Source organism: Pseudomonas sp. GM24, assembly GCF_000282235.1.
In the GTDB taxonomy this organism is placed as follows: domain Bacteria; phylum Pseudomonadota; class Gammaproteobacteria; order Pseudomonadales; family Pseudomonadaceae; genus Aquipseudomonas.
Genome location: NZ_AKJR01000187.1, coordinates 1 through 22,415 on the forward strand (window position 1 = coordinate 1; position 22,415 = coordinate 22,415).

Annotated in this window: 22 protein-coding genes; 12 read left to right on the forward strand and 10 right to left on the reverse strand. The window is 58.8% G+C overall.

Translation table 11 applies throughout. The annotated features are described in order from the left end of the window. Window positions 1–310: 310 nt before the first annotated feature. From PMI23_RS20240 to PMI23_RS20255, 4 genes are read left to right on the forward strand one after another with little or no spacing between them, the layout of a single operon-like run. Window positions 311–1,237 (forward strand): DUF72 domain-containing protein, encoded by a 927-nt coding sequence (locus PMI23_RS20240; protein ID WP_007917195.1) that lies wholly within the window; start codon window positions 311–313, stop codon window positions 1,235–1,237. Continuing rightward, window positions 1,234–2,031, forward strand: coding sequence for an endonuclease/exonuclease/phosphatase family protein (locus tag PMI23_RS20245; RefSeq protein ID WP_007917196.1), 798 nt, complete (start codon window positions 1,234–1,236; stop codon window positions 2,029–2,031). Before PMI23_RS20240 ends, PMI23_RS20245 begins: the two co-directional genes overlap by 4 nt. Then, on the forward strand, window positions 2,028–3,302 hold the full coding sequence (gene clsB / locus PMI23_RS20250; protein WP_007917197.1) for a cardiolipin synthase ClsB: 1,275 nt from the start codon (window positions 2,028–2,030) through the stop codon (window positions 3,300–3,302). Before PMI23_RS20245 ends, clsB begins: the two co-directional genes overlap by 4 nt. Continuing rightward, window positions 3,299–4,285 carry a lysylphosphatidylglycerol synthase domain-containing protein gene (locus PMI23_RS20255; RefSeq protein ID WP_007917199.1) on the forward strand — a complete coding sequence of 329 codons (987 nt, stop codon included), beginning with the start codon at window positions 3,299–3,301 and terminating at the stop codon, window positions 4,283–4,285. The genes clsB and PMI23_RS20255 overlap by 4 nt, the downstream gene beginning before the upstream one ends. 115 nt (window positions 4,286–4,400) lie before the next feature. On the opposite strand, the gene PMI23_RS20260 is transcribed toward PMI23_RS20255, so the two are convergent. The 3 genes from PMI23_RS20260 to PMI23_RS20270 all read right to left on the reverse strand — a co-directional run bounded on the left by PMI23_RS20260 (window position 4,401) and on the right by PMI23_RS20270 (window position 7,541). Next, window positions 4,401–5,159, reverse strand: a complete 759-nt coding sequence (locus tag PMI23_RS20260) for an alpha/beta hydrolase family protein (RefSeq protein ID WP_007917206.1) — start codon at window positions 5,157–5,159, stop codon at window positions 4,401–4,403. Continuing rightward, window positions 5,149–6,258, reverse strand: coding sequence for a DUF3182 family protein (locus PMI23_RS20265; protein WP_007917207.1), 1,110 nt, complete (start codon window positions 6,256–6,258; stop codon window positions 5,149–5,151). Before PMI23_RS20265 ends, PMI23_RS20260 begins: the two co-directional genes overlap by 11 nt. A gap of 281 nt (window positions 6,259–6,539) precedes the next feature. Beyond that, window positions 6,540–7,541, reverse strand: coding sequence for a GlxA family transcriptional regulator (locus PMI23_RS20270; RefSeq protein ID WP_007917208.1), 1,002 nt, complete (start codon window positions 7,539–7,541; stop codon window positions 6,540–6,542). A 101-nt stretch (window positions 7,542–7,642) separates the two neighbouring features. Between PMI23_RS20270 and PMI23_RS20275 the strand changes: the two genes are divergently transcribed. The 7 genes from PMI23_RS20275 to PMI23_RS20305 all read left to right on the forward strand — a co-directional run bounded on the left by PMI23_RS20275 (window position 7,643) and on the right by PMI23_RS20305 (window position 12,893). After that, window positions 7,643–8,197: a cysteine hydrolase family protein gene (locus PMI23_RS20275; RefSeq protein ID WP_007950095.1), complete on the forward strand. Its 555-nt coding sequence runs from the start codon at window positions 7,643–7,645 to the stop codon at window positions 8,195–8,197. Between the two features lie 145 nt (window positions 8,198–8,342). After that, on the forward strand, window positions 8,343–9,011 hold the full coding sequence (locus PMI23_RS20280; RefSeq protein WP_007917215.1) for a YjfI family protein: 669 nt from the start codon (window positions 8,343–8,345) through the stop codon (window positions 9,009–9,011). Between the two features lie 17 nt (window positions 9,012–9,028). Beyond that, window positions 9,029–9,727, forward strand: a complete 699-nt coding sequence (locus tag PMI23_RS20285) for a PspA/IM30 family protein (protein ID WP_007917217.1) — start codon at window positions 9,029–9,031, stop codon at window positions 9,725–9,727. A 198-nt stretch (window positions 9,728–9,925) separates the two neighbouring features. Next, window positions 9,926–10,576 carry a DUF2491 family protein gene (locus tag PMI23_RS20290; RefSeq protein ID WP_007917219.1) on the forward strand — a complete coding sequence of 217 codons (651 nt, stop codon included), beginning with the start codon at window positions 9,926–9,928 and terminating at the stop codon, window positions 10,574–10,576. A 15-nt stretch (window positions 10,577–10,591) separates the two neighbouring features. Further along, a complete protein-coding gene (locus tag PMI23_RS20295) occupies window positions 10,592–11,017 on the forward strand; it encodes a DUF350 domain-containing protein (RefSeq protein WP_007917221.1) in 426 nt (141 codons plus the stop codon). A gap of 17 nt (window positions 11,018–11,034) precedes the next feature. Beyond that, the gene (locus tag PMI23_RS20300) at window positions 11,035–11,733 is read left to right on the forward strand and encodes a DUF1190 domain-containing protein (RefSeq protein WP_007917222.1); all 699 of its coding nucleotides are present in this window, start codon (window positions 11,035–11,037) and stop codon (window positions 11,731–11,733) included. A gap of 2 nt (window positions 11,734–11,735) precedes the next feature. After that, window positions 11,736–12,893, forward strand: a complete 1,158-nt coding sequence (locus tag PMI23_RS20305) for a glutathionylspermidine synthase family protein (protein WP_007917223.1) — start codon at window positions 11,736–11,738, stop codon at window positions 12,891–12,893. A 113-nt stretch (window positions 12,894–13,006) separates the two neighbouring features. Here PMI23_RS20305 and PMI23_RS20310 read toward each other — a convergent pair whose 3' ends face one another. Both PMI23_RS20310 and PMI23_RS20315 read right to left on the reverse strand, forming a co-directional pair. Further along, on the reverse strand, window positions 13,007–13,531 hold the full coding sequence (locus PMI23_RS20310) for a single-stranded DNA-binding protein (RefSeq protein ID WP_007917224.1): 525 nt from the start codon (window positions 13,529–13,531) through the stop codon (window positions 13,007–13,009). Window positions 13,532–13,540: 9 nt separating this feature from the next. Beyond that, a complete protein-coding gene (locus tag PMI23_RS20315; protein WP_007950096.1) occupies window positions 13,541–14,938 on the reverse strand; it encodes an MFS transporter in 1,398 nt (465 codons plus the stop codon). Window positions 14,939–15,129: 191 nt separating this feature from the next. Between PMI23_RS20315 and uvrA the strand changes: the two genes are divergently transcribed. Beyond that, window positions 15,130–17,964, forward strand: a complete 2,835-nt coding sequence (gene uvrA, locus PMI23_RS20320; protein ID WP_007918441.1) for an excinuclease ABC subunit UvrA — start codon at window positions 15,130–15,132, stop codon at window positions 17,962–17,964. 65 nt (window positions 17,965–18,029) lie between these two features. Here uvrA and bfr read toward each other — a convergent pair whose 3' ends face one another. From bfr to rpsD, 5 genes are all read right to left on the reverse strand, one after another. Next, window positions 18,030–18,497, reverse strand: coding sequence for a bacterioferritin (gene bfr / locus PMI23_RS20325; RefSeq protein ID WP_007918444.1), 468 nt, complete (start codon window positions 18,495–18,497; stop codon window positions 18,030–18,032). A 149-nt stretch (window positions 18,498–18,646) separates the two neighbouring features. Next, the gene (locus PMI23_RS20330) at window positions 18,647–20,101 is read right to left on the reverse strand and encodes a catalase (protein ID WP_007918446.1); all 1,455 of its coding nucleotides are present in this window, start codon (window positions 20,099–20,101) and stop codon (window positions 18,647–18,649) included. A gap of 240 nt (window positions 20,102–20,341) precedes the next feature. Beyond that, window positions 20,342–20,728, reverse strand: a complete 387-nt coding sequence (gene rplQ / locus PMI23_RS20335; protein WP_007918448.1) for a 50S ribosomal protein L17 — start codon at window positions 20,726–20,728, stop codon at window positions 20,342–20,344. Window positions 20,729–20,770: 42 nt separating this feature from the next. Beyond that, on the reverse strand, window positions 20,771–21,772 hold the full coding sequence (locus PMI23_RS20340; protein ID WP_003186012.1) for a DNA-directed RNA polymerase subunit alpha: 1,002 nt from the start codon (window positions 21,770–21,772) through the stop codon (window positions 20,771–20,773). 22 nt (window positions 21,773–21,794) lie between these two features. After that, window positions 21,795–22,415, reverse strand: coding sequence for a 30S ribosomal protein S4 (gene rpsD, locus PMI23_RS20345; RefSeq protein WP_003176404.1), 621 nt, complete (start codon window positions 22,413–22,415; stop codon window positions 21,795–21,797).

Below are 22,415 nucleotides of genomic sequence, written 5' to 3' on the forward strand. Positions count from 1 at the left end.
GGAGAGGGAACTGACCGAGTTGCCTGATCCGGCTGCACCGATCTGAAAGTCCGGAGTCGAACTCAGACCCTGAAAACCATAAAAACCAGCTCCCTTCCCCCTTGGTTTTCGAACTCAAACCCTGAAAACCCTGAAGATCTGCTCCCTTCCCCCTCGCCCCCTCTGGGGGAGAGGGTTGGGGTGAGGGGGAGCGCTTTTGATCTTTGCCTTAAAGACGTGTGACCGTCCGTAATGCCATCGAAACTTTCCCGAACCGTGCGCAGTCATCAAAAGATAACGGCAACACGAGGACTTTCGACGGGAGGGTGGCATGGCAACGATTCACATCGGTATTTCCGGCTGGCGCTACGAACCGTGGCGCGGGGACTTCTACCCCAAGGGACTGGCGCAGAAACGCGAATTGCAGTTCGCTTCGCGGGCGCTCAACAGCATCGAAATCAATGGATCGTTCTACGCCCTGCAACGGCCGGAGCGCTATGCGCAGTGGTACGCAGAAACGCCCGACGACTTCGTCTTCAGCGTCAAGGCGCCGCGTTTCATCACCCACATCCGCCGCTTGCGCGAGATCGAAAAACCGTTGGCCAATTTCTTCGCCTCCGGGGTGCTGGAACTCAAGGAAAAACTCGGACCGATCCTTTGGCAGTTTCCGCCGAACTTCAAATTCGAGCCTGAGCGCTTTGAACATTTCCTCGCACTATTGCCCCACGACACCGAAGCCGCCGCCACCCTCGCCCATCAACACGACGCTCACCTGCACGGCCACGCCAGCATGAAGGCCTGGCGTAAAAAACCACTGCGCCACGCTGTGGAAATCCGCAACGAGAGCTTCATCGACCCCGAGTTCGTACGCTTGTTGAAGCGCCACAACACCGCGCTGGTGATCGCTGACACCGCGAACAAATGGCCGTACCGCGAAGACCTGACCAGCGACTTTGTCTACCTGCGCCTGCACGGCGCCGAAGAACTCTACGCCAGCGGCTACACCGCACCAGCCCTCAAGCGCTGGGCCGAACGCATCGACGCCTGGCACCACGGTGAGCAACCAAAAGACGCGCACCTGATCGCGCCACGCTTGAAGCCGCGCGCGCGCAAATCCCGTGAAGTGTTCTGCTATTTCGACAACGACATCAAAGTCCGCGCACCGTATGACGCGCGCAATCTGTTGCATCGTTTCGAGCTGGACAAGGACCTCGCCACCACCCCCGGCGAACCCGCTGGCGAAGGAGTGTTGGCATGAGCATTCCAGAACCGGTCGGCTTCACCGATGAAGGCTCGGTGGTCGCGCCCTCGGTCCGCACGTTCACCGTACTGACGGTCAATACTCACAAGGGTTTTACCGCACTGAATCGGCGCTTCATCCTGCCGGAACTGCGCGAAGCGGTGCGCAGCGTCGCGGCCGATGTGGTGTTTCTGCAGGAAGTCCACGGCACCCACGAGCATCATCCCAAGCGCTACAGCAACTGGCCGACAATGCCGCAGTACGAGTTTCTCGCCGACAGCCTGTGGCCGCAGTTCGCCTACGGGCGCAATGCGGTGTACCCGGAGGGCGATCACGGCAATGCGCTGCTGTCGAAATTCCAGATCATCCGCCACGACAATCTCGACGTGTCGATCAGCGGCCACGAAAACCGTGGCCTGCTGCATTGCGTGTTGCGCCTGCCCGGTGATGGCACCGAAGTGCATGCGATTTGCGTGCATCTGGGCCTGCGCGAAAGTCATCGCAACGCGCAACTGGATTTGCTCATGCAACGCCTGGCGGAGTTGCCCAACGACGCGCCAGTGATCGTCGCCGGCGACTTCAACGACTGGCGCCAGCGCGCCGATGCACAACTCAAACCCTGCGGCTTGCGCGAAGTATTCGCCGAGCACCAGGGCAAACCGGCGCGCAGTTTTCCAGCACGTTTGCCGGCGCTGCGGCTCGATCGTATTTACGTACGCAACCTCAAGGCCAGCCAACCGAAGGTCCTGGCCAACCGTCCCTGGTCGCACCTTTCCGACCATGTTCCGTTATCGGTGGAGATCGAACTATGAGCAGCGCGCCGCTGGAGAAATCCGCCGTGGAACCGATCGCCATCAACCCGCCGATCCGTGAGCCCGGCCATGTTGATGTCGAGTACAGCTGGCAGGGCAATAACCGTGTGCAATTACTGGAAAACGGCGAGGAGTATTTCCCTCGTGTGTTCGAAGCGATGCGCGCAGCGAAAAGTGAAATCCTCCTCGAGACCTTTATCGTTTTCGAAGACAAGGTCGGTGCCGAGTTACAGGAGATTCTGATCGACGCTGCCCGGCGTGGCGTGCGCACCACGGTCAGCCTCGACGGCTTTGGTTGCGGCGAGTTGAGCACCGGTTATCTGACCGCGCTGAGCGAGGCCGGCGTGCATCTGCAAATCTTCGATCCGGCACCGAAACGCCTGGGCATTCGCACCAACTGGTTCCGGCGTTTGCACCGCAAGATTGTGGTGGTCGACGGCCTGATCGCGTTTATTGGCGGGATCAACTTTTCCGGCGATCACCTGGCCGATTTCGGCCCCGAAGCCAAGCAGGATTATTCGGTGGAAATTCAGGGCCCGGCGGTCGCCGACATCCATCATTTCGCCCTGCTGCAAAGTGGTCGGCCGGGCCGTGCGCGGTTCTGGTGGCAACGTCGGCGTCAACGTCGCGCGGAGATGGCTTTCGATGACCACGACGGTCAGGTGCGCCTGGTATTCCGCGACAACGACCAGCACCACTCCGATATCGAAGATGTGTATTTGCAGGTACTGCGCCGGGCCAAGCGCCGCGTGGTGATCGCCAACGCCTACTTCTTCCCCGGTTACCGTTTGCTGCGGGAAATCCGCAACGCGGCACGTCGCGGGGTCGAGGTGCGCCTGATTCTGCAGGGTCAACCGGACATGCTGGTGGCCAAACTGGCGGCGCGCATGACCTACGACTACTTGCTCAAGGCCGGCGTGCAAATCCACGAATATTGCCAGCGCCCGCTGCACGGCAAAGTGGCGCTGGTCGACGAAGAATGGAGCACGGTCGGCTCGAGCAATCTCGACCCGCTGAGCCTGTCGCTGAATCTGGAAGCCAATGTGCTGATCCGCGACCGCGCTTTCAATCAGCATTTGTTCGAACGCCTCGACGACCTCAGCCAGAACCACTGCAAAGCCATGGACGCCAGCAAGTCCCCGCGCGGGCGCATCTGGCACATGACCGTAGGGTTTCTGGTGTTCCACTTTCTGCGGCATTTCCCGGCGATGGCCGGATGGTTGCCAGCACATAAACCACGGCTCAAGCCATTTCGAGGGAACACGCCATGAGCCACTCCGAAGCGCACCCGAGCGGCCATGCGGCGCCAGCCACCCATTCGAAATGGAGTCGCTGGAAGCGCCCGTTGACCCTGTTGTTTTTCCTCGCGCTGATTGTCTTGCTGACGATGTTCGCCACGCGCATCGAATGGGCCGAAGTCCTGCAAACCCTGGCCGACTTCAAGGTGCGCACGTTGATCATCGCCGCTGGCGTGACTTTGCTGAGCTTTCTCACCTACGCCAGTTTTGACCTGATCGGCCGCACTTACATTCGTCAGGACCTGACCTGGAAACAGATTCTGCCGGTGGGGATCATCAGCTATGCGTTCAACTTGAATCTGAGCGCGTGGGTGGGCGGCATCGCCATGCGTTATCGGCTGTATTCGCGTCTTGGCGTGAGCAAAAGCAACATCGCCAAGATCCTCGGTTTGAGCCTGGCGACCAATTGGTTTGGCTACATGACCATTGCCGGCGTGGTGTTCAGCAGTGGATTGGTGACAATGCCACCGGGCTGGAAAATCAGCAGCAGTGCGCTGCAAGGCATCGGCGTTCTGCTGCTGTTGATCAGCGTCGGCTATCTGGCCGCTTGTCAGTTTTCCAAACGCCGCGAGTGGTCGATCCGCGGCGTGGAAATCAACCTGCCGTCATTGCGCATGGCGGTCTTGCAACTACTGCTGGGCGCGTTGAACTGGTCGCTGATGGCGGCGGTGATTTTCACCTTGCTGCCGAGCAAGCTGGATTATCCGTTGGTGCTGGGCGTGTTGTTGATCAGCGCGATTGCCGGGGTCATTACGCATATTCCGGCGGGCCTTGGGGTGCTGGAGGCGGTGTTTGTAGCGTTGCTGCAACACGAGGCTTCACGCGGCAGCCTGGTGGCGGGATTGCTGGCGTATCGGGCGATTTATTTTCTGTTGCCGTTGTTGATCACGGTGGTGATGTATCTGGTGGTTGAGGCCAAGGCCAAGGCGCTTCGGATCGAGAAAAACCCCTCTTGAGTTAGTTTTTGAATTCGAAATCGCTATCGTGAGCAGGCTCACTCCTACAAGTGAACGCATTCCAAAATGTAGGAGTGAGCCTGCTCGCGATAGCGTTCGAAAGAACACTAAAAAATCATGCTGATTGAATAATGCTCAACCGCTCGCCCACAACCATCTCGGTAATCCAGTCCACCAGAATCGAGGTGTAAGCCTGCTGCGACACCGGCTCGCTCAACGCATGATCGGCGCCGTCGATAATCCGGTGCGTCAATGAATGCGTCTGCTGGCACGCCGCGCGGTAACTCATGATCGCCGCGTGGGGCACGTAGTCATCGGTTTCCGACTCCACCAGCAACACATCCCCGGTGAATTGCGAACACGCATGCAGCGCCCGATTGGTGTCCGCGCGCACCAGCGTGCTGCGGTAATCACGCAAATCGGCCTTGTCCAGCTCACGCTTGGGCGTATGCCATTGCTCGTCGCGATACAGCGCCGGAACGCGCAACGCCAGCCAGCGCACCGGGCGCAGCGAGGTGAGGATCGCCGCCAGGTAACCGCCATAACTGGTGCCGACCACGGCAATCGCCGAGGTATCGAGTGCTGGATGCGCGAGCAAGCGGTCATAGGCCGCGAGCAAATCACGCAGGTTATCTTCGCGGGTAACGCGGGTCAGCGGAATCCCGGTGCCGCCGGTATGCCCGCGCAAGTCGAAGGTCAGGCACACACAACCTAGACCGGCAATGCCTTTGGCGCGCTCAAGGTCGCGCTCCTGACTACCGCCCCAACCATGTACAAACAACACCCCCGGCACTTTCGATTTGGGACTGAGAAAGGTCCCGCTCATCTGTTCATCATCAATGTCGATTTGAATGCTTTCGCTTCTAGCCGTCATAGGATTTGACCGTTACGTATTTGAGGAGAAATTCGCTGTTCTCAGCCGGGCCGCGATAGACCTCGATGGCGTCCGCCGGCAGCGGCTGATCGATATAGGTTTCCACCGATGACACGCGAATCGCACGCATCCCCGGATCGTTGACGAAGCTTTGCAACGCCGCGACTTCAGCACTGCTGGCGCCGCCCATGCGCCAGGATTGTTCGAGCACGCCGCTGCGGGATTTACCGTTGCTGTCCAGGCCCTGGGCAATGTCGTAATTGCGTCGCGAGGCGTAGAAGCGTGGGTAAGCCTCATCGGCGGCAGCGTCGAAAACCTGCGCCTGCTCAATGGCCAGACGCACATCGTCGGGCAGGTTCAACTTCAGCAGTTCGTCATAATCACCCTGCACCACCAGCAGATTCGAGCCGCCGTAGACCTCTTCGCCGTGGGCATCCTTGGTCAAGTATTGATCACCGCAGTAACTCAGCACCTTATCGCCGATGAATGACTGGCCGACGCTGTGGGTGACCACGTCGCTCAAGTCCTGTTCCAGCACCACACCCTCACTGAACTGTTTTTCAATGTCAGGGCGGGCAAGAATGTCGTCGAAGGCATCAAGGCTCTTGATCACTTCCTGGCCACGACCGGCGCAGGCGTGAACCGGCTTCAAGCGGATCGGGCCGTTGTACAGCAAGTGCTCGGCAGCGGGCCGCGCGTCTTCCAGCGCAAAAACGCTGAGGCCATCAAGGACCACGTTACGCACGCGCTCGGAAAACAATGGCGACCAGCCTTGCGGCGCGTGCGCCAGATGACTGCGCAGGCCGTGGCTGATGGCTTTGGTGCAGATGAAGTCGTGCTCGACGAACCCGCCCCACAGATCCTCCGGTCCCTTGATACCGAGTGCGTGAGCGCTGGCCGGGCCGACAATGGTTTGCGTCGGCAGTAAATACAGATCACGACCCTGGTGTTTTTCAGCGTCATAGCTGCCGCCGAACTTGCACCCGAGAATCTGCGCCAGCCAGCGGGCTAGCGCTTTGTTGGTCTGTACTTCGTGTTGTGGCGCGTCGGGGCGCACCGAGTGGGCGACGACGATTTTCCTGCGGGGTGTCGGGGTCATGCGTTCCCCTTCCATCGGTTCGATGACTGTAGCGGTGAGAGGTGCAGAGATCAGGCCAATGACCGATCTCCGAAAATTCTAGGCCAATCAGAAACTTGCCAGAATCGTGCTGGCACCACGCCTGTTTCAATCTGCACGACCGCGCGCAAAACCCCGGCAATTTGCACGATCTATAGTCCTGTGGAGTTCAATGTGGGAGCTAGCCTGCTCGCGAAGGCGTCGTGTCAGTCGACATCAAACTTACAGCCCCCACCGCTTTCGCGAGCAGGCTCGCTCCCACATTAGGTGTTCGCCGGTTTAGGGTTTGGGGTCACACCAAACCGCGCCCGGTAATCACTTGGCGCCAGTCCGGTAATCTTCTTGAATATCGCGCGAAACGCCCCCGGATCCTGATACCCAACTGTCCAGGCAATGTGATCGATCGTGCCATTGCTGAACTCGAGCATTTCCCGTGCCTTGCCCACCCGCAAATGCTGGCAGTACTCGGTCGGTTTCAACCCGCTCGCCGCGCGGAACCGCCGTAGAAATGTGCGCTCTTCCAACCCCGCCCGCTCCGCCATCGCCGCCAGGGAAACATCCGTCGCACCGGTGCTTTGCAGCCAATGTTGAACCTTGAGAATCGCCGCATCGCCATGACCGAGAATCGGCGCGAAATTGCTGCCGCATTCACTGGCGCTGTCACTGTGTTCCACCACCAGAAAGCGCGCGGTGCTGGTGGCGATGCTCGGTCCGAGCAACCTGTCGACCAGGCGTAATCCGAGTTCCGACCAAGCCATCAATCCGGCCGTGGTGATCAGGTCGCCGTCATCGACAATCGGCGTATCAGCCTTGAGCTTGATTTTCGGGTAACACTCGGCGAAAGCCTTGGCAGAGGTCCAGTGAGTGGTGGCGCTACGGCCGTCGAGCAAGCCGCTTTCGGCGAGCAGCAGCGAGCCTACGCAAACTCCGCCAAGCGTCGCACCGCGGGCATGCTGATAACGCAACCATTGCGTCAGACCGACCGGCATTTGCGCCGCCGAAAAACCGCCGATCGATGGCGGAATCAGCACCGCCAGCAAAGCGCTGTCGTGCCCTGGATGGCTGGCGTAAATCCGCGTTGGCGACTGATCACCTTCGACCTGCCAATGACTGACCCGCAGCACTGGCAATTGCGCAGCCTGATGTTCGGCGGCAATCCGGTTGGCCACCGTAAACAGATCGGTCAGACCGTGCACCGCCGCCATTTGCGCGCCTGGATAGATCAGCACGCCCAACTCAGCGATGGCGGCCCTTTCTGCGCCCATTGTCATTTTTCCCCTGTCTATTGTCGGTGCGGCCAATCCTCGAATCACTGGCCAGCACCAATACTGAAGCCACTTCCAGCCAATACATCGAGGACACCCCCATGGCCAAGCAAGCGCTCATCGTAGTCGATATCCAGAACGACTACTTCCCCCAAGGCAAGTGGCCGCTGGCCGGTGCTGATGCCGCCGCCGACAACGCCGCCCGGCTGATAGCCGCGTTCCGCGAGGCCGGCGATTCGGTGGTACACATTCGCCACGAATTCACCTCAGCGGACGCACCGTTTTTCACCCCGGGCTCCGAGGGCGCCAAGCTGCATCCAAAGGTACTCAACCGTGCCGATGAACCGGTGGTGCTAAAGCACTTCGTCAACTCGTTCCGCGAAACCGAACTGCAAGCGATCCTCGACCAACAAGGCATCAAGGAACTGGTGGTGGTCGGCAGCATGAGCCACATGTGCGTTGACGGCATCACCCGTGCGGCGGCGGATCTGGGTTACGCCGTCTCGGTGATTCACGACGCCTGCGCCAGCCGCGACCTGGAGTTCAATGGCCTGACGGTGCCGGCCGCCCACGTCCACGCCGCGTTCATGTCAGCGCTGGGTTTTGCCTACGCCAGCGTGGTATCCACTGACGAATTCCTCGCCGCCACGCGCTGAGTAATATCCTGCAAGAAATCCGGGCCCGCGCTGCAGCGGGCCTTTTTTCGTCTGTCATAAAAATCTCACGCGTGAGCCATTGATGGCACTTTGAATTGGTTGTAGTGTGGCTCACGCGTGAGATGTCCATAACCGAGCTACTGCCATGAAAAGCCGTTCCCCCACCGCGAAGTCAGAGAGCCCCAAGGGAGAGCGCGCGAAACCGTCGGCGAAAAAACCGTCGAGCTTCTATATGAAGCAGATGCGCGCAGGCCTGGCCGCTGCCGGTTATGTGAAACACGAAACTTGGGTGCTTCCCGAAAACCGAAGCTTGCTCAAGCAAATGGAGCAACAGCTACGCCAACCGATTCTGGCTGGCTCTTTCATGTCGGAGAATTACATGAGCGCAGGCAACAACTGGACCATCGATAGCCTCTTCAACGCCCTCAAGGCACTGGACGAGGTGGCTTCGCAAGAGATCACGCTGTCGCTGATCCAGAGCTCCGAACCCAGCATCAAGCTGGAAATGAACGAATTCGGCGGTCTGCCGATTCACATCGCTCTGGCCGGCCAGCAGATCATCGTCGACACCGTGCTGGTGGACATCGATTCGATCAGCGACGTGCACGCCTTCAACGATGCCGTGTTGCGCAGCCGGGAAATGTTCCCGCTGTCGTCGATCGGTATCGAGTCGATGCCGAACGGGCAGACCGTTTACAACATGTTTGGCGCCCTCAGCGCCGACTCGAGCCTGACCAACGTCGTCACCGAGGTGAAAACTCTGGTCGACAACGTGCAGCGCGCGAGCGAAGCCTTCGAACACTTCTTCAAGTAATCAACAGGGAATATCCAATGACTCAGTCCATCTGGAGCAAGTTGTTCACCGCACTGCGCGGCGGCGCCAATGAAGTCGGCGAAGCGATTGCCGACCAACAGGCCCTGCGCATCCTCGATCAGGAAATCCGTGACGCCGACAGCGCACTGTCGAACGCCCGTCGCGAATTGGTCACCATCATGGCCAAACACAAACTGGCCGCCGACCGCGTAAGCGAGTACGACGCCAAGATCAAGGATCTGGAAGCCAAAGCCGTCTCGGCGCTGAACGCCGGCCGTGAAGACCTGGCAATGGAAGTGGCCGAAGCGATTTCGACCCTGACCAACGAGCTGGATGTCGAGAAAAAGCAGAGCGACGAGTTCGGCACTTACGCCGAAAACATGCGCAAAGACATCAGCAAAGCCGAGTCGCGCATCAAGAGCCTGCGCCAACAAGTGGACATGGCCAAGGCCCGCGAAAGCGTGCAGAAAGCCCAAGTCAGCGCTTCCATCGCCAGCGGCGGCGCCAATGGCAAACTGGAAACCGCCGTCGGTACGTTGAACCGTCTGCAGGCCAAGCAGCAGCAACGCGCGGCTGAACTGAGCGCTGCCGACGAACTGGCCGACGCTTCGACCGGCAACGATCTGGAACGCAAACTGCGCGACGCCGGCATCACGCCGAACGAAGGCAGCGCCAATGCGATTCTTGAGCGTCTGAAGCAAAAGTCCGCTCAGTAAGCACTGCGCAAAAAACCGTGGGAGCGAGCTTGCTCGCGAAAGCGGCGTATCAGTCGACATCGTTGTTGACTGATACGCCCTCTTCGCGAGCAAGCTCGCTCCCACATGGTTTGCGGCGTGTCGTTCGCCGCTGAGCCCGGTACACTAGCGACGCTTTTTCGCCGACGAACACTTCCACCCGCTTCAAGGAACGTACCCATGGGATGGTTTAAAGACTTGCTGGGCACCAGCAACTGGCAGACCGCTGCGCCAACACCGACCGTTGCCAGTGGCCCACTCGGCATGGCCCAAGGCAAGGCTGTCAGGTTCGATACGACGCTGGCGCTGTTGCTCGATGGCTCGACCACAGTGCGAGTGCCCTTCGATCAGGCGATCTGGAGCCACGGCTGGGTCGACCTCGGCCAGTCCAATAAACTGCACCGCTATTACATGAACGACGAGGATTTCTGGCTGCAGATCCACGTCACCGGTGACGATCAGATCGAATCCGTCACCCTGTTCAACTACCTCAGTTACGTGACCGTCAACAGTGACGCCGAACTGCAGCGCCTGGCCGGCCCCGACAGCCAGATCGGCTTGCCCGGTTACAACCACGACGGTGTCGAATACAGCCGTGAGTGGGGCACCGAACAAGGCCAGACCGAACTTGTGCCGATGACCGAACAGGTGGTCAATCCGGACGAGAGCTACACCATCGAACATCACTCAATGCTTTATGCGCGCGAGACCGGCCTGACCGATCGCCGCGAATTGCTGCTGTTCTCCGTCGAACAGGACGAAGAAGGCACCGTCAGCCTGAGCACCTCGCTGGGCATTTCGCTGTACACGACAGATCTGAGCACCATTTAAAAAAGGAAGTTTTTCATGCTGGAAGTGCTGGCCGTTTCCCTGAACAAAACCGCACTGGTCGGTTTCGTCGTCTATCTCATCGGCGCCGTACTGCTGTTCATGCTGTTTCAATTCGTCTACACGCGCATCACCCCGCACAAGGAATTCGAGCTGATTCGCTCCGGCAACGTTGCCGCTGCCATCGCCCTGTCCGGCGCGATCATCGGCTTCGCGATTCCGGCCAGTAACGTGATTGCGTTTTCGGTCAACGTCCTCGACTTCGTACTGTGGGCAGTGATTGCCGCCGTGGTGCAACTGCTGGCATTCCTCGCCACGGGTCTAGTGCTCAAAGGCACCTCCCAGCGCATCGCCAACGGTGAAGTGGCTTCGGGTATCTATGTTGCTGCGGTCGCGATCAGCGTCGGCATGCTCAACGCCGCGTGCATGACACCGTCCAACTGATCGGCAGGAAGCCTTAGATGAAACGCAGCAAATACGTTCAGTTGTCCCTCGCCGCCTCGGTGGCCATGGCCATTTCCGGCCAGGCGACAGCCGCAGATCAACCACGCAGTTTCCAGAATGTGGAACAGTGCGTCGACGCCGAGGTGGCCGCCGATGTCTGCTCCAACGCCTACGTCGCCGCCCTGACCGAACACCGGCGCATTGCCCCGGCGTACGACGACAAGGCCAAGTGCGACGCGGACTTTGCCGCTGACTGGTGCCAAAAGAATTCTGACGGCCGCTTCGTGCCGAAACTCGGCGGCTTCAAAGTGCTTGCGAGCGGTGAACCGGCGCAGAACCTCGACGCCATCGCCGATGCTCAAATGCCTGCCGGTGACACGACAGCGCAGCATGTGCAAAGCACTTCGCATGTCTCCAGCGGTGGTGGCGGCGGAGGCGGAAATGGCTGGCTGACCGGTTGGCTGATCGGCAACGCGATGAGCAACAACGCCGAGCGCACGGTTTACCGCGATCGCGAAACGCGCCAGCCGTACAACACCTCGACGCAGTACCGCAGAGCCGAAACCACGACGCGCAGCCAAACGGATTACGAAAGCAGCAAAAGCAAACCGGTCAATGTGGCCTCATCGACGTCACGCGGCGGCTTCGGCAGCCAGTCCAGTGCCCGCAGCGGCTGGGGTGGTTGGGGCAGCAGTTCTGGTCGTTCGAGCAGCTGACGATGAAGAAGATCCTCTGCGCCGAGCGGCCTGACTGGAAACAGACTGCCGAAAGCCTCGGCTTCATGTTCCACACCATCGACGACGAGCCGTACTGGGACGAAAGCGCGTACTACCAGTTCACGCTCGCGCAAATCGAAAACGATCTTGAGGACCCGACCACCGAACTGCACGAGATGTGCATGGACCTGGTCGACCGCGTGGTCAACAGCGAAGAGCTGCTGGATCGCCTGAGCATCCCGACGCCGTACTACGACATGATCCGCACGTCCTGGCGGGAAGGTCATCCGCATCTGTACGGGCGCATGGACTTTTCCTACAGCGGCGACGGCCCGGCGAAATTGCTGGAACTCAACTACGACACGCCGACCAGCCTCTACGAAGCGGCGGCTTTTCAGTGGGGCTGGCTGGAACAATGCATCGAGCGCGGCACGCTGCCGCGCCATGCCGACCAGTTCAACAGCATCGACACCCAGTTGCATAAGGCCTTCGCCGAGCTGCAACTGAAGCGGCCGTTCTACTTCGCTTCGATGAGAGACTCGGTCGAGGACAAGGGCACCACGGATTACCTGCGCTTGATCGCCGAAAAGGTCGGCATCGAATCACGGCACATCGATATCGAAGACATCGGTTTGACCGCTGAAGGGCGTTTCGTCGACCTGGAAGATCGCTGGATCCCGCACCTGTTCAAGCTGCACGCCTGGGAATTCATCTTCCACGAGCCGTTCGGCGCGGCGATTGCCGAGTGCGATACGCAGTTTTTCGAACCGGCGTGGAAGGCGATCCTGTCGAACAAGGGCGCGTTGCCGCTACTGTGGGAGCTGCACCAGGGCCATCCGAATCTGCTGGCGGCGCATCTCGATCCGAATCCGGCCAGCGCCGTGCCCAAGGGATGGGTACGCAAGCCGTACTTCTCCCGCGAAGGCGCCAACATTGAGCTGCAAACGGCAGACGGTCTGATTGTCAAAGAGGATGGGCCCTACACGGATGCGCCATTTATCCTGCAGGAATTTGCACCGCTGCCGAAATTCGGCGACAGCTACACGCTGATCGGTTCCTGGGTGATTGGCGATCAGGCTGCGGGGATTGGTGTACGGGAAGACAACAGCCTGATCACCAAAGATTCCAGCCGCTTTCTGCCGCACCTGATCCTCGACTGAACCACTGATATCCCTGTGGGATTTGGGATAACCGCAGACGAAAAAAAGCCCCACAAAAAAGGCCCGTCGCTTCAGCGACGGGCCTTTTTACTTAGAACGGGTGCAGCGACAAATCAGAACGGGATATCGTCATCAAAGCTGTCGAAATCCGGAGCCGGTTGCGGTGCGGCCTGCTGTGGAGCCGGGGCCGAACGCTGCTGTGGAGCCGACTGCTGCGGACGCGGTGCCTGCTGACGTGGAGTTGGAGCCGACTGCTGGTAGTTGTTGCCACCGCCTTGTTGATCGCCCTGTTGTGGACGGCCGCCGAGCAGTTGCATGGTGCCTTGCATGTCGACCACGATTTCGGTGGTGTAACGCTTGATACCGTCTTTTTCCCACTCGCGGGTCTGCAGCTTGCCTTCGATGTAGACCTGCGAACCTTTACGCAGGTATTCGCCAGCGATTTCAGCAACCTTGCCGAACATCGAAACACGGTGCCATTCGGTCTTCTCGACCTTCTGACCGGTTTGCTTGTCGGTCCATTGTTCGCTGGTGGCCAGACTCAGGTTGGTCACGGCGTTACCGTTAGGCAGGTAGCGAACTTCGGGATCCTGGCCGCAAGTGCCGACCAATATGACTTTGTTAACCCCACGGGCCATAACGTTCTCCTAGGCTTCGCAAGCAGCCCCGGCCGGGTTGTTCACCAGGCGTTCGAGGGTGTCGCGATCCACTAATTCTTTGTCCAGTTTGATGTAAACAGCCGCTTCGTCAGCAACTATCACTGCATCGGTTACCCCTACGAGGGCCTTGAGGCGCTCGACCAGACCCGCTTCGCGGATCGCCTCGGGCGACAACGGCAAGCGCAGGCTCGTCACGTAGGGAGGTTCACGCATGGTAACAGCAAAGGCCAACCAAAGTGCAGCCAGCCCGGCACATCCAAGGAACACAACCGACAGACCGCCATGCTGAAACAGCCAGCCGCCGAGTATCCCGCCGAGTGCCGAACCAAGGAACTGGCTGGTGGAATACACGCCCATGGCCGTGCCCTTTCCGCCCGCCGGTGAAACCTTGCTGATCAGCGACGGCAATGAAGCCTCCAGCAGATTGAACGCGGTGAAGAACACCACCGTACCAATCACCAGAGCCCGCAGGCTGTCGCCGAACTGCCAGAAGAATAGCTCAGTCAGCATCAGCGTCAGGACGGCGCCGAGCAAAACTCGTTTCATTTTGCGTTTCTTCTCGCCGTAGATGATGAACGGGATCATGGCGAAGAACGAAATCAGCAGCGCGGTGAGGTAGACCCACCAGTGCTGCTCCTTGGGCAAACCGGCTTTTTCGACCAGCGCCAGGGGCAATGCGACGAAGCTCGACATCAGCATCGCATGCAACACAAAGATACCTAAATCGAGGCGCAGCAAGTCTGGATGCTTGAGCGTTGGCATCAAGGCCTGACGCGCCACGCCGGATTCACGATGCTGCAACGGCCCGGTGGAACGCGGCACCATGAACATGATGATGGCGATACCGACCAATGCCATGGCACCGGTGGCGAGGAACAGTCCGGACAGACCGAAAGCGCGGGTCAGCAAAGGCCCGACGACCATGGCCACGGCAAACGACAAACCGATGGTCATGCCGATCATCGCCATCGCCTTGGTGCGGTGCTGTTCGCGGGTCAGGTCGGAAAGCAGCGCCATGACCGCAGCGGAAATCGCCCCGGCACCTTGCAGGATCCGCCCGGCGATTACGCCCCAGATCGAATCGGCCTGAGAGGCCAGCACGCTGCCAAGCGCGAAGACGATCAGCCCGAGGTAAATCACCGGACGACGGCCAATGCGGTCGGAAATGATCCCGAACGGAATCTGGAAAATCGCTTGGGTCAGGCCGTAAGCGCCGATAGCCAAGCCGATCAGGGCCGGGGTCGCGCCTGCCAGGTCCATGCCATAGGTCGCCAGTACCGGCAACACCATGAACATGCCCAGCATACGGAAGGCGAACACCAGGGCCAGACCGCTCGCCGCGCGGGTCTCGCTGCCACTCATGCGTTCGCTGTGGGGATCGTGCATGGAAAAACCTCGTGTGAACCGGCGGCGATTCTACCAGTCCCATCGGTAGACGGGGTATATCGCGACGCTTTGACGCGTATAGATGAAACTCTCTTCATCCAGGGTAAAAAACCCTTCGTTTGATAGTGTGCATCCATCCAGTATTTGCCCGTATACTCCTACGTTTTCGACGCCCGCCGAGCGAGGCCACTTTGGACAAGATCCTGATACGTGGGGCCCGTACCCACAACCTGAAGAACATCGACCTGACCCTGCCACGGGACAAGCTGATCGTCATCACCGGCCTGTCCGGATCCGGCAAGTCGTCCCTGGCCTTCGACACACTGTACGCCGAAGGTCAGCGCCGCTATGTCGAATCGCTGTCGGCCTACGCCCGCCAGTTCCTGTCGATGATGGAAAAACCCGACGTCGACACCATCGAAGGCCTGTCGCCGGCGATCTCCATCGAACAGAAGTCGACCTCGCACAACCCGCGCTCCACGGTCGGCACCATCACTGAAATCTACGACTACCTGCGTTTGCTTTATGCACGCGTGGGTACGCCGCGCTGCCCGGATCACGACATTCCGCTGGAAGCGCAGACCGTCAGCCAGATGGTCGACCTGGTGCTGGCGCAACCGGAAGGCAGCAAACTGATGCTGCTGGCGCCGGTGATCCGCGAGCGTAAAGGTGAACACCTGTCGGTCTTCGAAGAGCTGCGCGCCCAAGGTTTCGTCCGCGCCAGGGTCAACGGCCGGATCTGCGAACTCGACGAGCTGCCGAAACTGGATAAACAGAAGAAGCACTCGATCGATGTGATCGTCGACCGCTTCAAAGTGCGCGCCGACCTGCAACAGCGTTTGGCGGAGTCCTTCGAAACCGCGCTGAAGCTGGCGGACGGTATCGCCCTGGTCGCGCCGATGGACGATGAGCCGGGCGAAGAAATGATCTTCTCCGCCCGCTTCGCTTGCCCGATCTGCGGGCATGCAATCAGCGAACTCGAACCCAAACTGTTCTCCTTCAACAACCCGGCCGGCGCCTGCCCGACGTGCGATGGTCTGGGGGTAAAGCAGTTCTTCGACATCAAGCGATTGGTCAACGGTGAGCTGACGCTGGCCGAAGGTGCGATTCGCGGCTGGGACCGGCGTAACGTCTATTACTTCCAGATGCTCGGCTCACTGGCCTCGCACTACGGCTTCAGCCTGGAAGTGCCGTTCAACGATCTGCCGGCCGATCAGCAGAAATCCATCCTGCACGGCAGCGGCTCGCAGAACGTCGACTTCAAATACCTCAACGACCGCGGCGATATCGTCAAACGTTCGCACCCGTTCGAAGGCATCGTGCCCAACCTCGAGCGTCGCTACCGCGAGACCGAGTCGGCGAGCGTGCGTGAAGAGTTGGCCAAGTTCCTCAGCACTCAGTCGTGCCCGGACTGCCGTGGCACGCGCCTGCGTCGCGAAGCGCGCCACGTGTGGGTTGGCGAGAAGACATTGCCGGCAGTGACCAATCTGCCGATCGGCGATGCTTGCGAATACTTCGGCCAACTGAAGATGACCGGCCGCCGTGGCGAGATCGCGGACAAGATTCTCAAGGAAATCCGTGAGCGTCTGCAGTTCCTCGTCAACGTCGGTCTCGATTATCTGTCGCTGGATCGCAGCGCTGACACCCTTTCCGGTGGTGAAGCACAACGTATTCGTCTGGCCAGCCAGATCGGCGCTGGCCTGGTGGGTGTTTTGTACATCCTCGACGAACCGTCCATTGGCTTGCACCAGCGTGACAATGATCGACTGCTCGGCACTCTCAAGCACCTGCGCGACATCGGTAACACGGTAATCGTGGTCGAGCACGACGAAGATGCGATTCGCTTGGCTGACTATGTCGTCGATATCGGCCCCGGCGCTGGCGTACACGGTGGGCAGATCGTTGCCGAAGGTACGCCGGCTGAAGTCATGGCGCATCCAGATTCCCTGACCGGTAAATACCTGTCGGGCCGGGTGAAGATTGAAGTGCCGGCCAAACGTACGCCACGTAACAAGAAGCTCAATCTGTCGCTGAAAGGCGCGCGCGGCAACAACCTGCGTAATGTCGACCTCGACATCCCGATTGGCTTGCTGACGTGCGTCACCGGCGTGTCCGGCTCGGGCAAATCGACGCTGATCAACAACACGCTGTTCCCGCTGAGCGCCACGGCGCTCAATGGTGCGACCACGCTGGAAGCGGCTGCGCACGACAGTATCAAAGGCCTGGAGCATCTCGACAAAGTCGTCGATATCGACCAGAGCCCGATTGGCCGAACGCCGCGCTCCAACCCAGCAACGTACACGGGGCTGTTCACGCCGATCCGTGAACTGTTCGCCGGCGTGCCCGAGTCGCGCTCCCGTGGTTACGGCCCGGGACGTTTCTCGTTCAACGTCAAGGGCGGTCGTTGCGAAGCATGCCAGGGTGATGGCCTGATCAAGGTGGAAATGCACTTTCTGCCGGACATCTACGTACCGTGCGACGTGTGCAAGAGCAAGCGTTACAACCGCGAAACCCTTGAAATCAAATACAAGGGCAAGAGCATCCACGAAACCCTCGAAATGACCATCGAGGAAGCCCGGGAGTTCTTCGACGCGGTGCCGGCACTGGCGCGCAAGCTGCAAACGTTGATGGATGTCGGCCTGTCGTACATCAAGCTCGGACAGTCGGCGACCACGTTATCCGGCGGCGAGGCACAGCGGGTCAAGCTGTCTCGCGAGCTGTCCAAGCGCGACACTGGCAAGACCCTGTATATCCTCGATGAGCCGACTACCGGTTTGCACTTCGCAGATATTCAGCAGTTGCTCGACGTCCTGCATCGCCTGCGCGACCACGGCAATACGGTGGTGGTGATCGAACACAACCTCGACGTGATCAAGACGGCCGACTGGCTGGTCGATCTCGGACCCGAGGGTGGTTCCAAAGGTGGGCAGATCATTGCCACCGGTACACCGGAAGAAGTGGCCGAGATGAAGCAATCTCATACTGGTCATTACCTCAAACCACTGCTGATCCGCGATCGGGCGTAAACGCCAGACATGAAAAAGCCCCTGTCACTTCATCAGTGACAGGGGCTTTTTTGTATCGATTGCAATCAGGAAGTATGAGATTGCAGGTAGTTCTCAAGGCCGATCAGCTTGATCAGGCCCAGCTGCTTTTCCAGCCAGTAGGTGTGATCTTCTTCGGTGTCATTGAGCTGAACCCGCAGGATCTCGCGGCTGACATAGTCTTTGTGCTGCTCGCACAACTCGATGCCTTTGCACAGGGCAGCGCGGACCTTGTACTCAAGACGCAGATCGGCTTCGAGCATCTCCGGCACCGTGGTGCCAACGTCCAAGTCATCCGGACGCATGCGCGGCGTACCTTCGAGCATCAGAATCCGGCGCATCAACGCATCAGCGTGACCGGCTTCTTCTTCCATCTCGTGATTGATTCGCTCGTAGAGCTTGGTGAACCCCCAGTCCTCATACATCCGCGAATGAACGAAATATTGGTCACGCGCGGCCAGTTCGCCGGTCAGCAACGTGTTGAGGTAATCGATAACGTCTGGGTGGCCTTGCATCGCCCTACATCTCCCTACTTGAAAGTCTGTAGTTTGAACCAAGCTGACCGGAAGGTCACCCGATTAGCGCAATAAAAGCGAAGATATTCTTAGAAAAGCAGCCTAAATAACGCAAAAACCGCCCAAATGAGGGCGGTTCTGCTTCTCGTTTAGACTTCGTTAAGCTGTACGTTGAGCAGCGTTGCGATTGCTTCTCCATACGCCGGATCGGCTTTGTAGAAATGCTGCAACTGACGATCAACGACGTCACTGGAAACACCCGACATCGCGCCAGCGATGTTGCTGACCAGCAATGCTTTCTGCTCATCGCTCATCAGACGGAACAGCGCACCGGCGTGGCTGTAGTAATCAGTGTCTTCGCGGTGATCGTAGCGATCAGCGGCACCGCTCAAGGCCAGCGCAGGTTCTGCGTAACGCGGAGCTTGTTTCGGTGCTTCGGTGTAGCTGTTCGGCTCGTAGTTAGGTGCTGCACCACCGTTACTGCCGAATGCCATCGAGCCGTCACGCTGGTAAGTGTTAACCGGGCTGCGTGGAGCATTCACCGGCAGTTGCTGGTGGTTGGTACCGACACGGTAGCGGTGCGCGTCGGCGTAAGCGAATACACGACCTTGCAGCATGCGATCTGGCGACAGACCAACACCCGGCACCATGTTGCTTGGGCCAAACGCCGCTTGCTCGACTTCAGCGAAGTAGTTCTGCGGGTTGCGATTCAGTTCCAGCTCCCCGACTTCGATCAGCGGGAACTCTTTCTGCGACCAGGTTTTGGTCACGTCGAATGGGTTCTCGTAATGCGCCGCTGCTTGAGCTTCGGTCATGATCTGGATGCACACACGCCATTTCGGGAAGTCACCGCGCTCGATGGCTTCAAACAAATCACGCTGCGCGTAATCTGGATCAGTGCCTGCCAAGCGCGCTGCATCGGCCGGCGCCAGGTTCTTGATGCCTTGCTTGGTCTTGTAGTGCCATTTTACCCAGTGACGCTCGCCTTCAGCGCTGATCAGGCTGTAGGTGTGGCTGCCGAAGCCGTGCATGTGACGGTAGCCGTCCGGGATGCCTCGATCGGAGAACAGAATGGTGACCTGGTGCAGCGCTTCAGGCGAATGCGACCAGAAGTCCCACATCATCTGCGCGCTTTTGAGATTGCTTTGCGGCAGACGTTTTTGCGTATGGATAAAGTCAGGAAATTTCAGTGGATCGCGAATGAAGAACACTGGCGTGTTGTTGCCAACGATGTCCCAGTTGCCTTCTTCGGTGTAGAACTTCAGCGCGAAGCCGCGTGGGTCACGCTCGGTATCCGCCGAACCACGTTCGCCGCCCACTGTGGAGAAGCGCAGGAAAGTCGGAGTTTGCTTGCCGACGGATTCGAACAGCTTGGCGCTGGTGTATTCAGTGATATCACGAGTAACGGTGAACGTGCCATAAGCACCCGAGCCCTTCGCATGTACGCGGCGTTCAGGGATGTTTTCACGGTTGAAGTGCGCGAGCTTCTCGATCAGGTGGAAATCGTCGAGCAGCAAAGGGCCACGCGGGCCGGCGGAGCGGGAATTCTGGTTATCGGCGACAGGTGCGCCACTGGCGGTCGTAAGCGTTTTGATCTGGCTCATACGGTCTTCTTCCTCTGTCAGTCTTGAAACTGCCGGCTAATCGGCTTGCTGGGAAGTATTGATCATCCATGTGACAGCCACAAATTCATTAACTTGCAGGCATCGATAGATAATTACTAATCATGTATCCCGGCACATAGTGACAACAGAACAGTGTCAGAAGCTTGTACGAACGACGCATTTTTCTGCGGACACAAAAAACCGGGCGCTAGGCCCGGTTCTTCGTTTCAGACTGACGTCTTACTCGGCGGATACAGCTTCGCCAGCAGTAGCACGATCAACCAACTCGACGTACGCCATAGGCGCGTTGTCGCCAGTGCGGAAACCGCACTTGAGGATGCGCAGGTAGCCACCCTCACGGGTAGCGTAACGCTTGCCCAGGTCGTTGAAGAGCTTACCAACGATAGCTTTCGAACGAGTACGGTCGAAAGCCAGACGGCGGTTAGCCAGGCTGTCTGTCTTGGCCAGAGTGATCAGCGGCTCAGCAACGCGGCGCAGTTCTTTGGCTTTTGGCAGAGTAGTTTTGATCAGCTCGTGCTCGAACAGCGACACCGCCATGTTTTGAAACATGGCCTTGCGGTGCGAGCTGGTGCGGCTCAGGTGACGACCACTTTTACGATGACGCATGGTTCATTCCTTACCAAACACTACGTTCGGTGATTACGACGATCAGGCAGTCGCCTTGTCGTCCTTCTTAAGACTTGCAGGCGGCCAGTTGTCGAGGCGCATGCCGAGGGACAGACCGCGGGAGGCCAGAACGTCCTTGATTTCAGTCAAGGATTTCTTGCCCAGGTTCGGAGTCTTCAACAGCTCCACTTCGGTGCGCTGAATCAGGTCACCGATGTAGTAGATGTTTTCCGCCTTAAGGCAGTTAGCCGAACGTACAGTCAGTTCCAGATCGTCAACCGGGCGAAGCAGGATCGGATCGATCTCGTCTTCCTGCTCGACAACCACTGGCTCACTGTCACCTTTGAGGTCGACGAACGCAGCCAACTGCTGTTGCAGAATGGTTGCAGCGCGGCGGATAGCCTCTTCAGGATCCAGAGTACCGTTGGTTTCCAGATCAATAACCAGCTTGTCCAGGTTAGTACGCTGTTCGACACGGGCGTTTTCCACCACGTATGCGATACGGCGAACCGGGCTGAACGAAGAGTCGAGCTGCAAGCGACCGATGCTGCGGCTTTCGTCTTCATCGCTCTGACGCGAGTCTGCTGGTTCATAACCACGACCACGAGCTACGGTGAGCTTCATGTTCAGGGCGCCGTTAGACGCCAGGTTAGCGATTACGTGATCGGGATTAACGATCTCGACATCATGATCCAGCTGAATATCGGCAGCGGTAACCACCCCCGAACCCTTCTTCGACAAGGTCAGCGTAACTTCGTCACGACCGTGCAGCTTGATGGCCAGACCTTTAAGGTTCAACAGGATTTCAATTACGTCTTCCTGTACACCTTCGATGGCGCTGTACTCGTGGAGCACACCGTCAATCTCGGCCTCGACTACTGCGCAGCCGGGCATTGAGGACAACAGGATGCGTCGCAGCGCGTTGCCCAGGGTGTGGCCAAAACCACGCTCGAGAGGCTCGAGAGTGATCTTGGCGCGGGTTGGACTGACAACCTGCACATCAATATGGCGGGGTGTCAGGAACTCATTTACCGAAATCTGCATGGATGCACCTATTTTCTAGCCCTTACTTGGAGTAGAGCTCGACAATCAGGCTTTCGTTGATGTCGGCGGACAGATCACTGCGAGCAGGAACGTTCTTGAAAACGCCCGACTTCTTCTCAGTGTCTACTTCTACCCATTCTACGCGGCCACGTTGGGCACACAGATCGAGAGCTTGGACAATGCGAAGTTGGTTTTTTGCTTTCTCGCGAACTGCAACCACGTCACCAGCACGAACCTGATACGACGGAACGTTTACGGTCTGACCGTTAACGCTGATCGACTTGTGCGATACCAGTTGACGGGATTCGGCACGAGTCGAACCAAAGCCCATACGGTATACAACGTTGTCCAGACGGCATTCGAGCAGTTGCAGCAGGTTTTCACCGGTTGCACCTTTCTTGCCAGCAGCTTCTTTGTAGTAGCCGCTGAACTGACGCTCGAGAACGCCGTAGATACGACGGACCTTCTGCTTTTCACGCAGTTGGGTGCCGTAGTCGGACTGGCGACCGCGGCGTTGGCCGTGGATACCAGGTGCTGCTTCAATGTTGCACTTCGATTCGATCGCGCGCACGCCGCTCTTCAGGAAGAGATCGGTGCCTTCGCGACGAGCGAGTTTGCATTTTGGACCAATGTAACGAGCCAT

Excerpts from the sequence above, each read along its gene's own strand:
- PMI23_RS20240 (WP_007917195.1), top strand. The coding sequence starts at position 311 with ATGGCAACGATTCACATCGGTATTTCCGGCTGGCGCTACGAACCGTGG.
- PMI23_RS20245 (WP_007917196.1), top strand. The coding sequence starts at position 1,234 with ATGAGCATTCCAGAACCGGTCGGCTTCACCGATGAAGGCTCGGTGGTC.
- clsB (WP_007917197.1), top strand. The coding sequence starts at position 2,028 with ATGAGCAGCGCGCCGCTGGAGAAATCCGCCGTGGAACCGATCGCCATC.
- PMI23_RS20255 (WP_007917199.1), top strand. The coding sequence starts at position 3,299 with ATGAGCCACTCCGAAGCGCACCCGAGCGGCCATGCGGCGCCAGCCACC.
- PMI23_RS20260 (WP_007917206.1), bottom strand. The coding sequence starts at position 5,159 with ATGACGGCTAGAAGCGAAAGCATTCAAATCGACATTGATGATGAACAG.
- PMI23_RS20265 (WP_007917207.1), bottom strand. The coding sequence starts at position 6,258 with ATGACCCCGACACCCCGCAGGAAAATCGTCGTCGCCCACTCGGTGCGC.
- PMI23_RS20270 (WP_007917208.1), bottom strand. The coding sequence starts at position 7,541 with ATGGGCGCAGAAAGGGCCGCCATCGCTGAGTTGGGCGTGCTGATCTAT.
- PMI23_RS20275 (WP_007950095.1), top strand. The coding sequence starts at position 7,643 with ATGGCCAAGCAAGCGCTCATCGTAGTCGATATCCAGAACGACTACTTC.
- PMI23_RS20280 (WP_007917215.1), top strand. The coding sequence starts at position 8,343 with ATGAAAAGCCGTTCCCCCACCGCGAAGTCAGAGAGCCCCAAGGGAGAG.
- PMI23_RS20285 (WP_007917217.1), top strand. The coding sequence starts at position 9,029 with ATGACTCAGTCCATCTGGAGCAAGTTGTTCACCGCACTGCGCGGCGGC.
- PMI23_RS20290 (WP_007917219.1), top strand. The coding sequence starts at position 9,926 with ATGGGATGGTTTAAAGACTTGCTGGGCACCAGCAACTGGCAGACCGCT.
- PMI23_RS20295 (WP_007917221.1), top strand. The coding sequence starts at position 10,592 with ATGCTGGAAGTGCTGGCCGTTTCCCTGAACAAAACCGCACTGGTCGGT.
- PMI23_RS20300 (WP_007917222.1), top strand. The coding sequence starts at position 11,035 with ATGAAACGCAGCAAATACGTTCAGTTGTCCCTCGCCGCCTCGGTGGCC.
- PMI23_RS20305 (WP_007917223.1), top strand. The coding sequence starts at position 11,736 with ATGAAGAAGATCCTCTGCGCCGAGCGGCCTGACTGGAAACAGACTGCC.
- PMI23_RS20310 (WP_007917224.1), bottom strand. The coding sequence starts at position 13,531 with ATGGCCCGTGGGGTTAACAAAGTCATATTGGTCGGCACTTGCGGCCAG.
- PMI23_RS20315 (WP_007950096.1), bottom strand. The coding sequence starts at position 14,938 with ATGCACGATCCCCACAGCGAACGCATGAGTGGCAGCGAGACCCGCGCG.
- bfr (WP_007918444.1), bottom strand. The coding sequence starts at position 18,497 with ATGCAAGGCCACCCAGACGTTATCGATTACCTCAACACGTTGCTGACC.
- PMI23_RS20330 (WP_007918446.1), bottom strand. The coding sequence starts at position 20,101 with ATGAGCCAGATCAAAACGCTTACGACCGCCAGTGGCGCACCTGTCGCC.
- rplQ (WP_007918448.1), bottom strand. The coding sequence starts at position 20,728 with ATGCGTCATCGTAAAAGTGGTCGTCACCTGAGCCGCACCAGCTCGCAC.
- PMI23_RS20340 (WP_003186012.1), bottom strand. The coding sequence starts at position 21,772 with ATGCAGATTTCGGTAAATGAGTTCCTGACACCCCGCCATATTGATGTG.
- rpsD (WP_003176404.1), bottom strand. The coding sequence starts at position 22,415 with ATGGCTCGTTACATTGGTCCAAAATGCAAACTCGCTCGTCGCGAAGGC.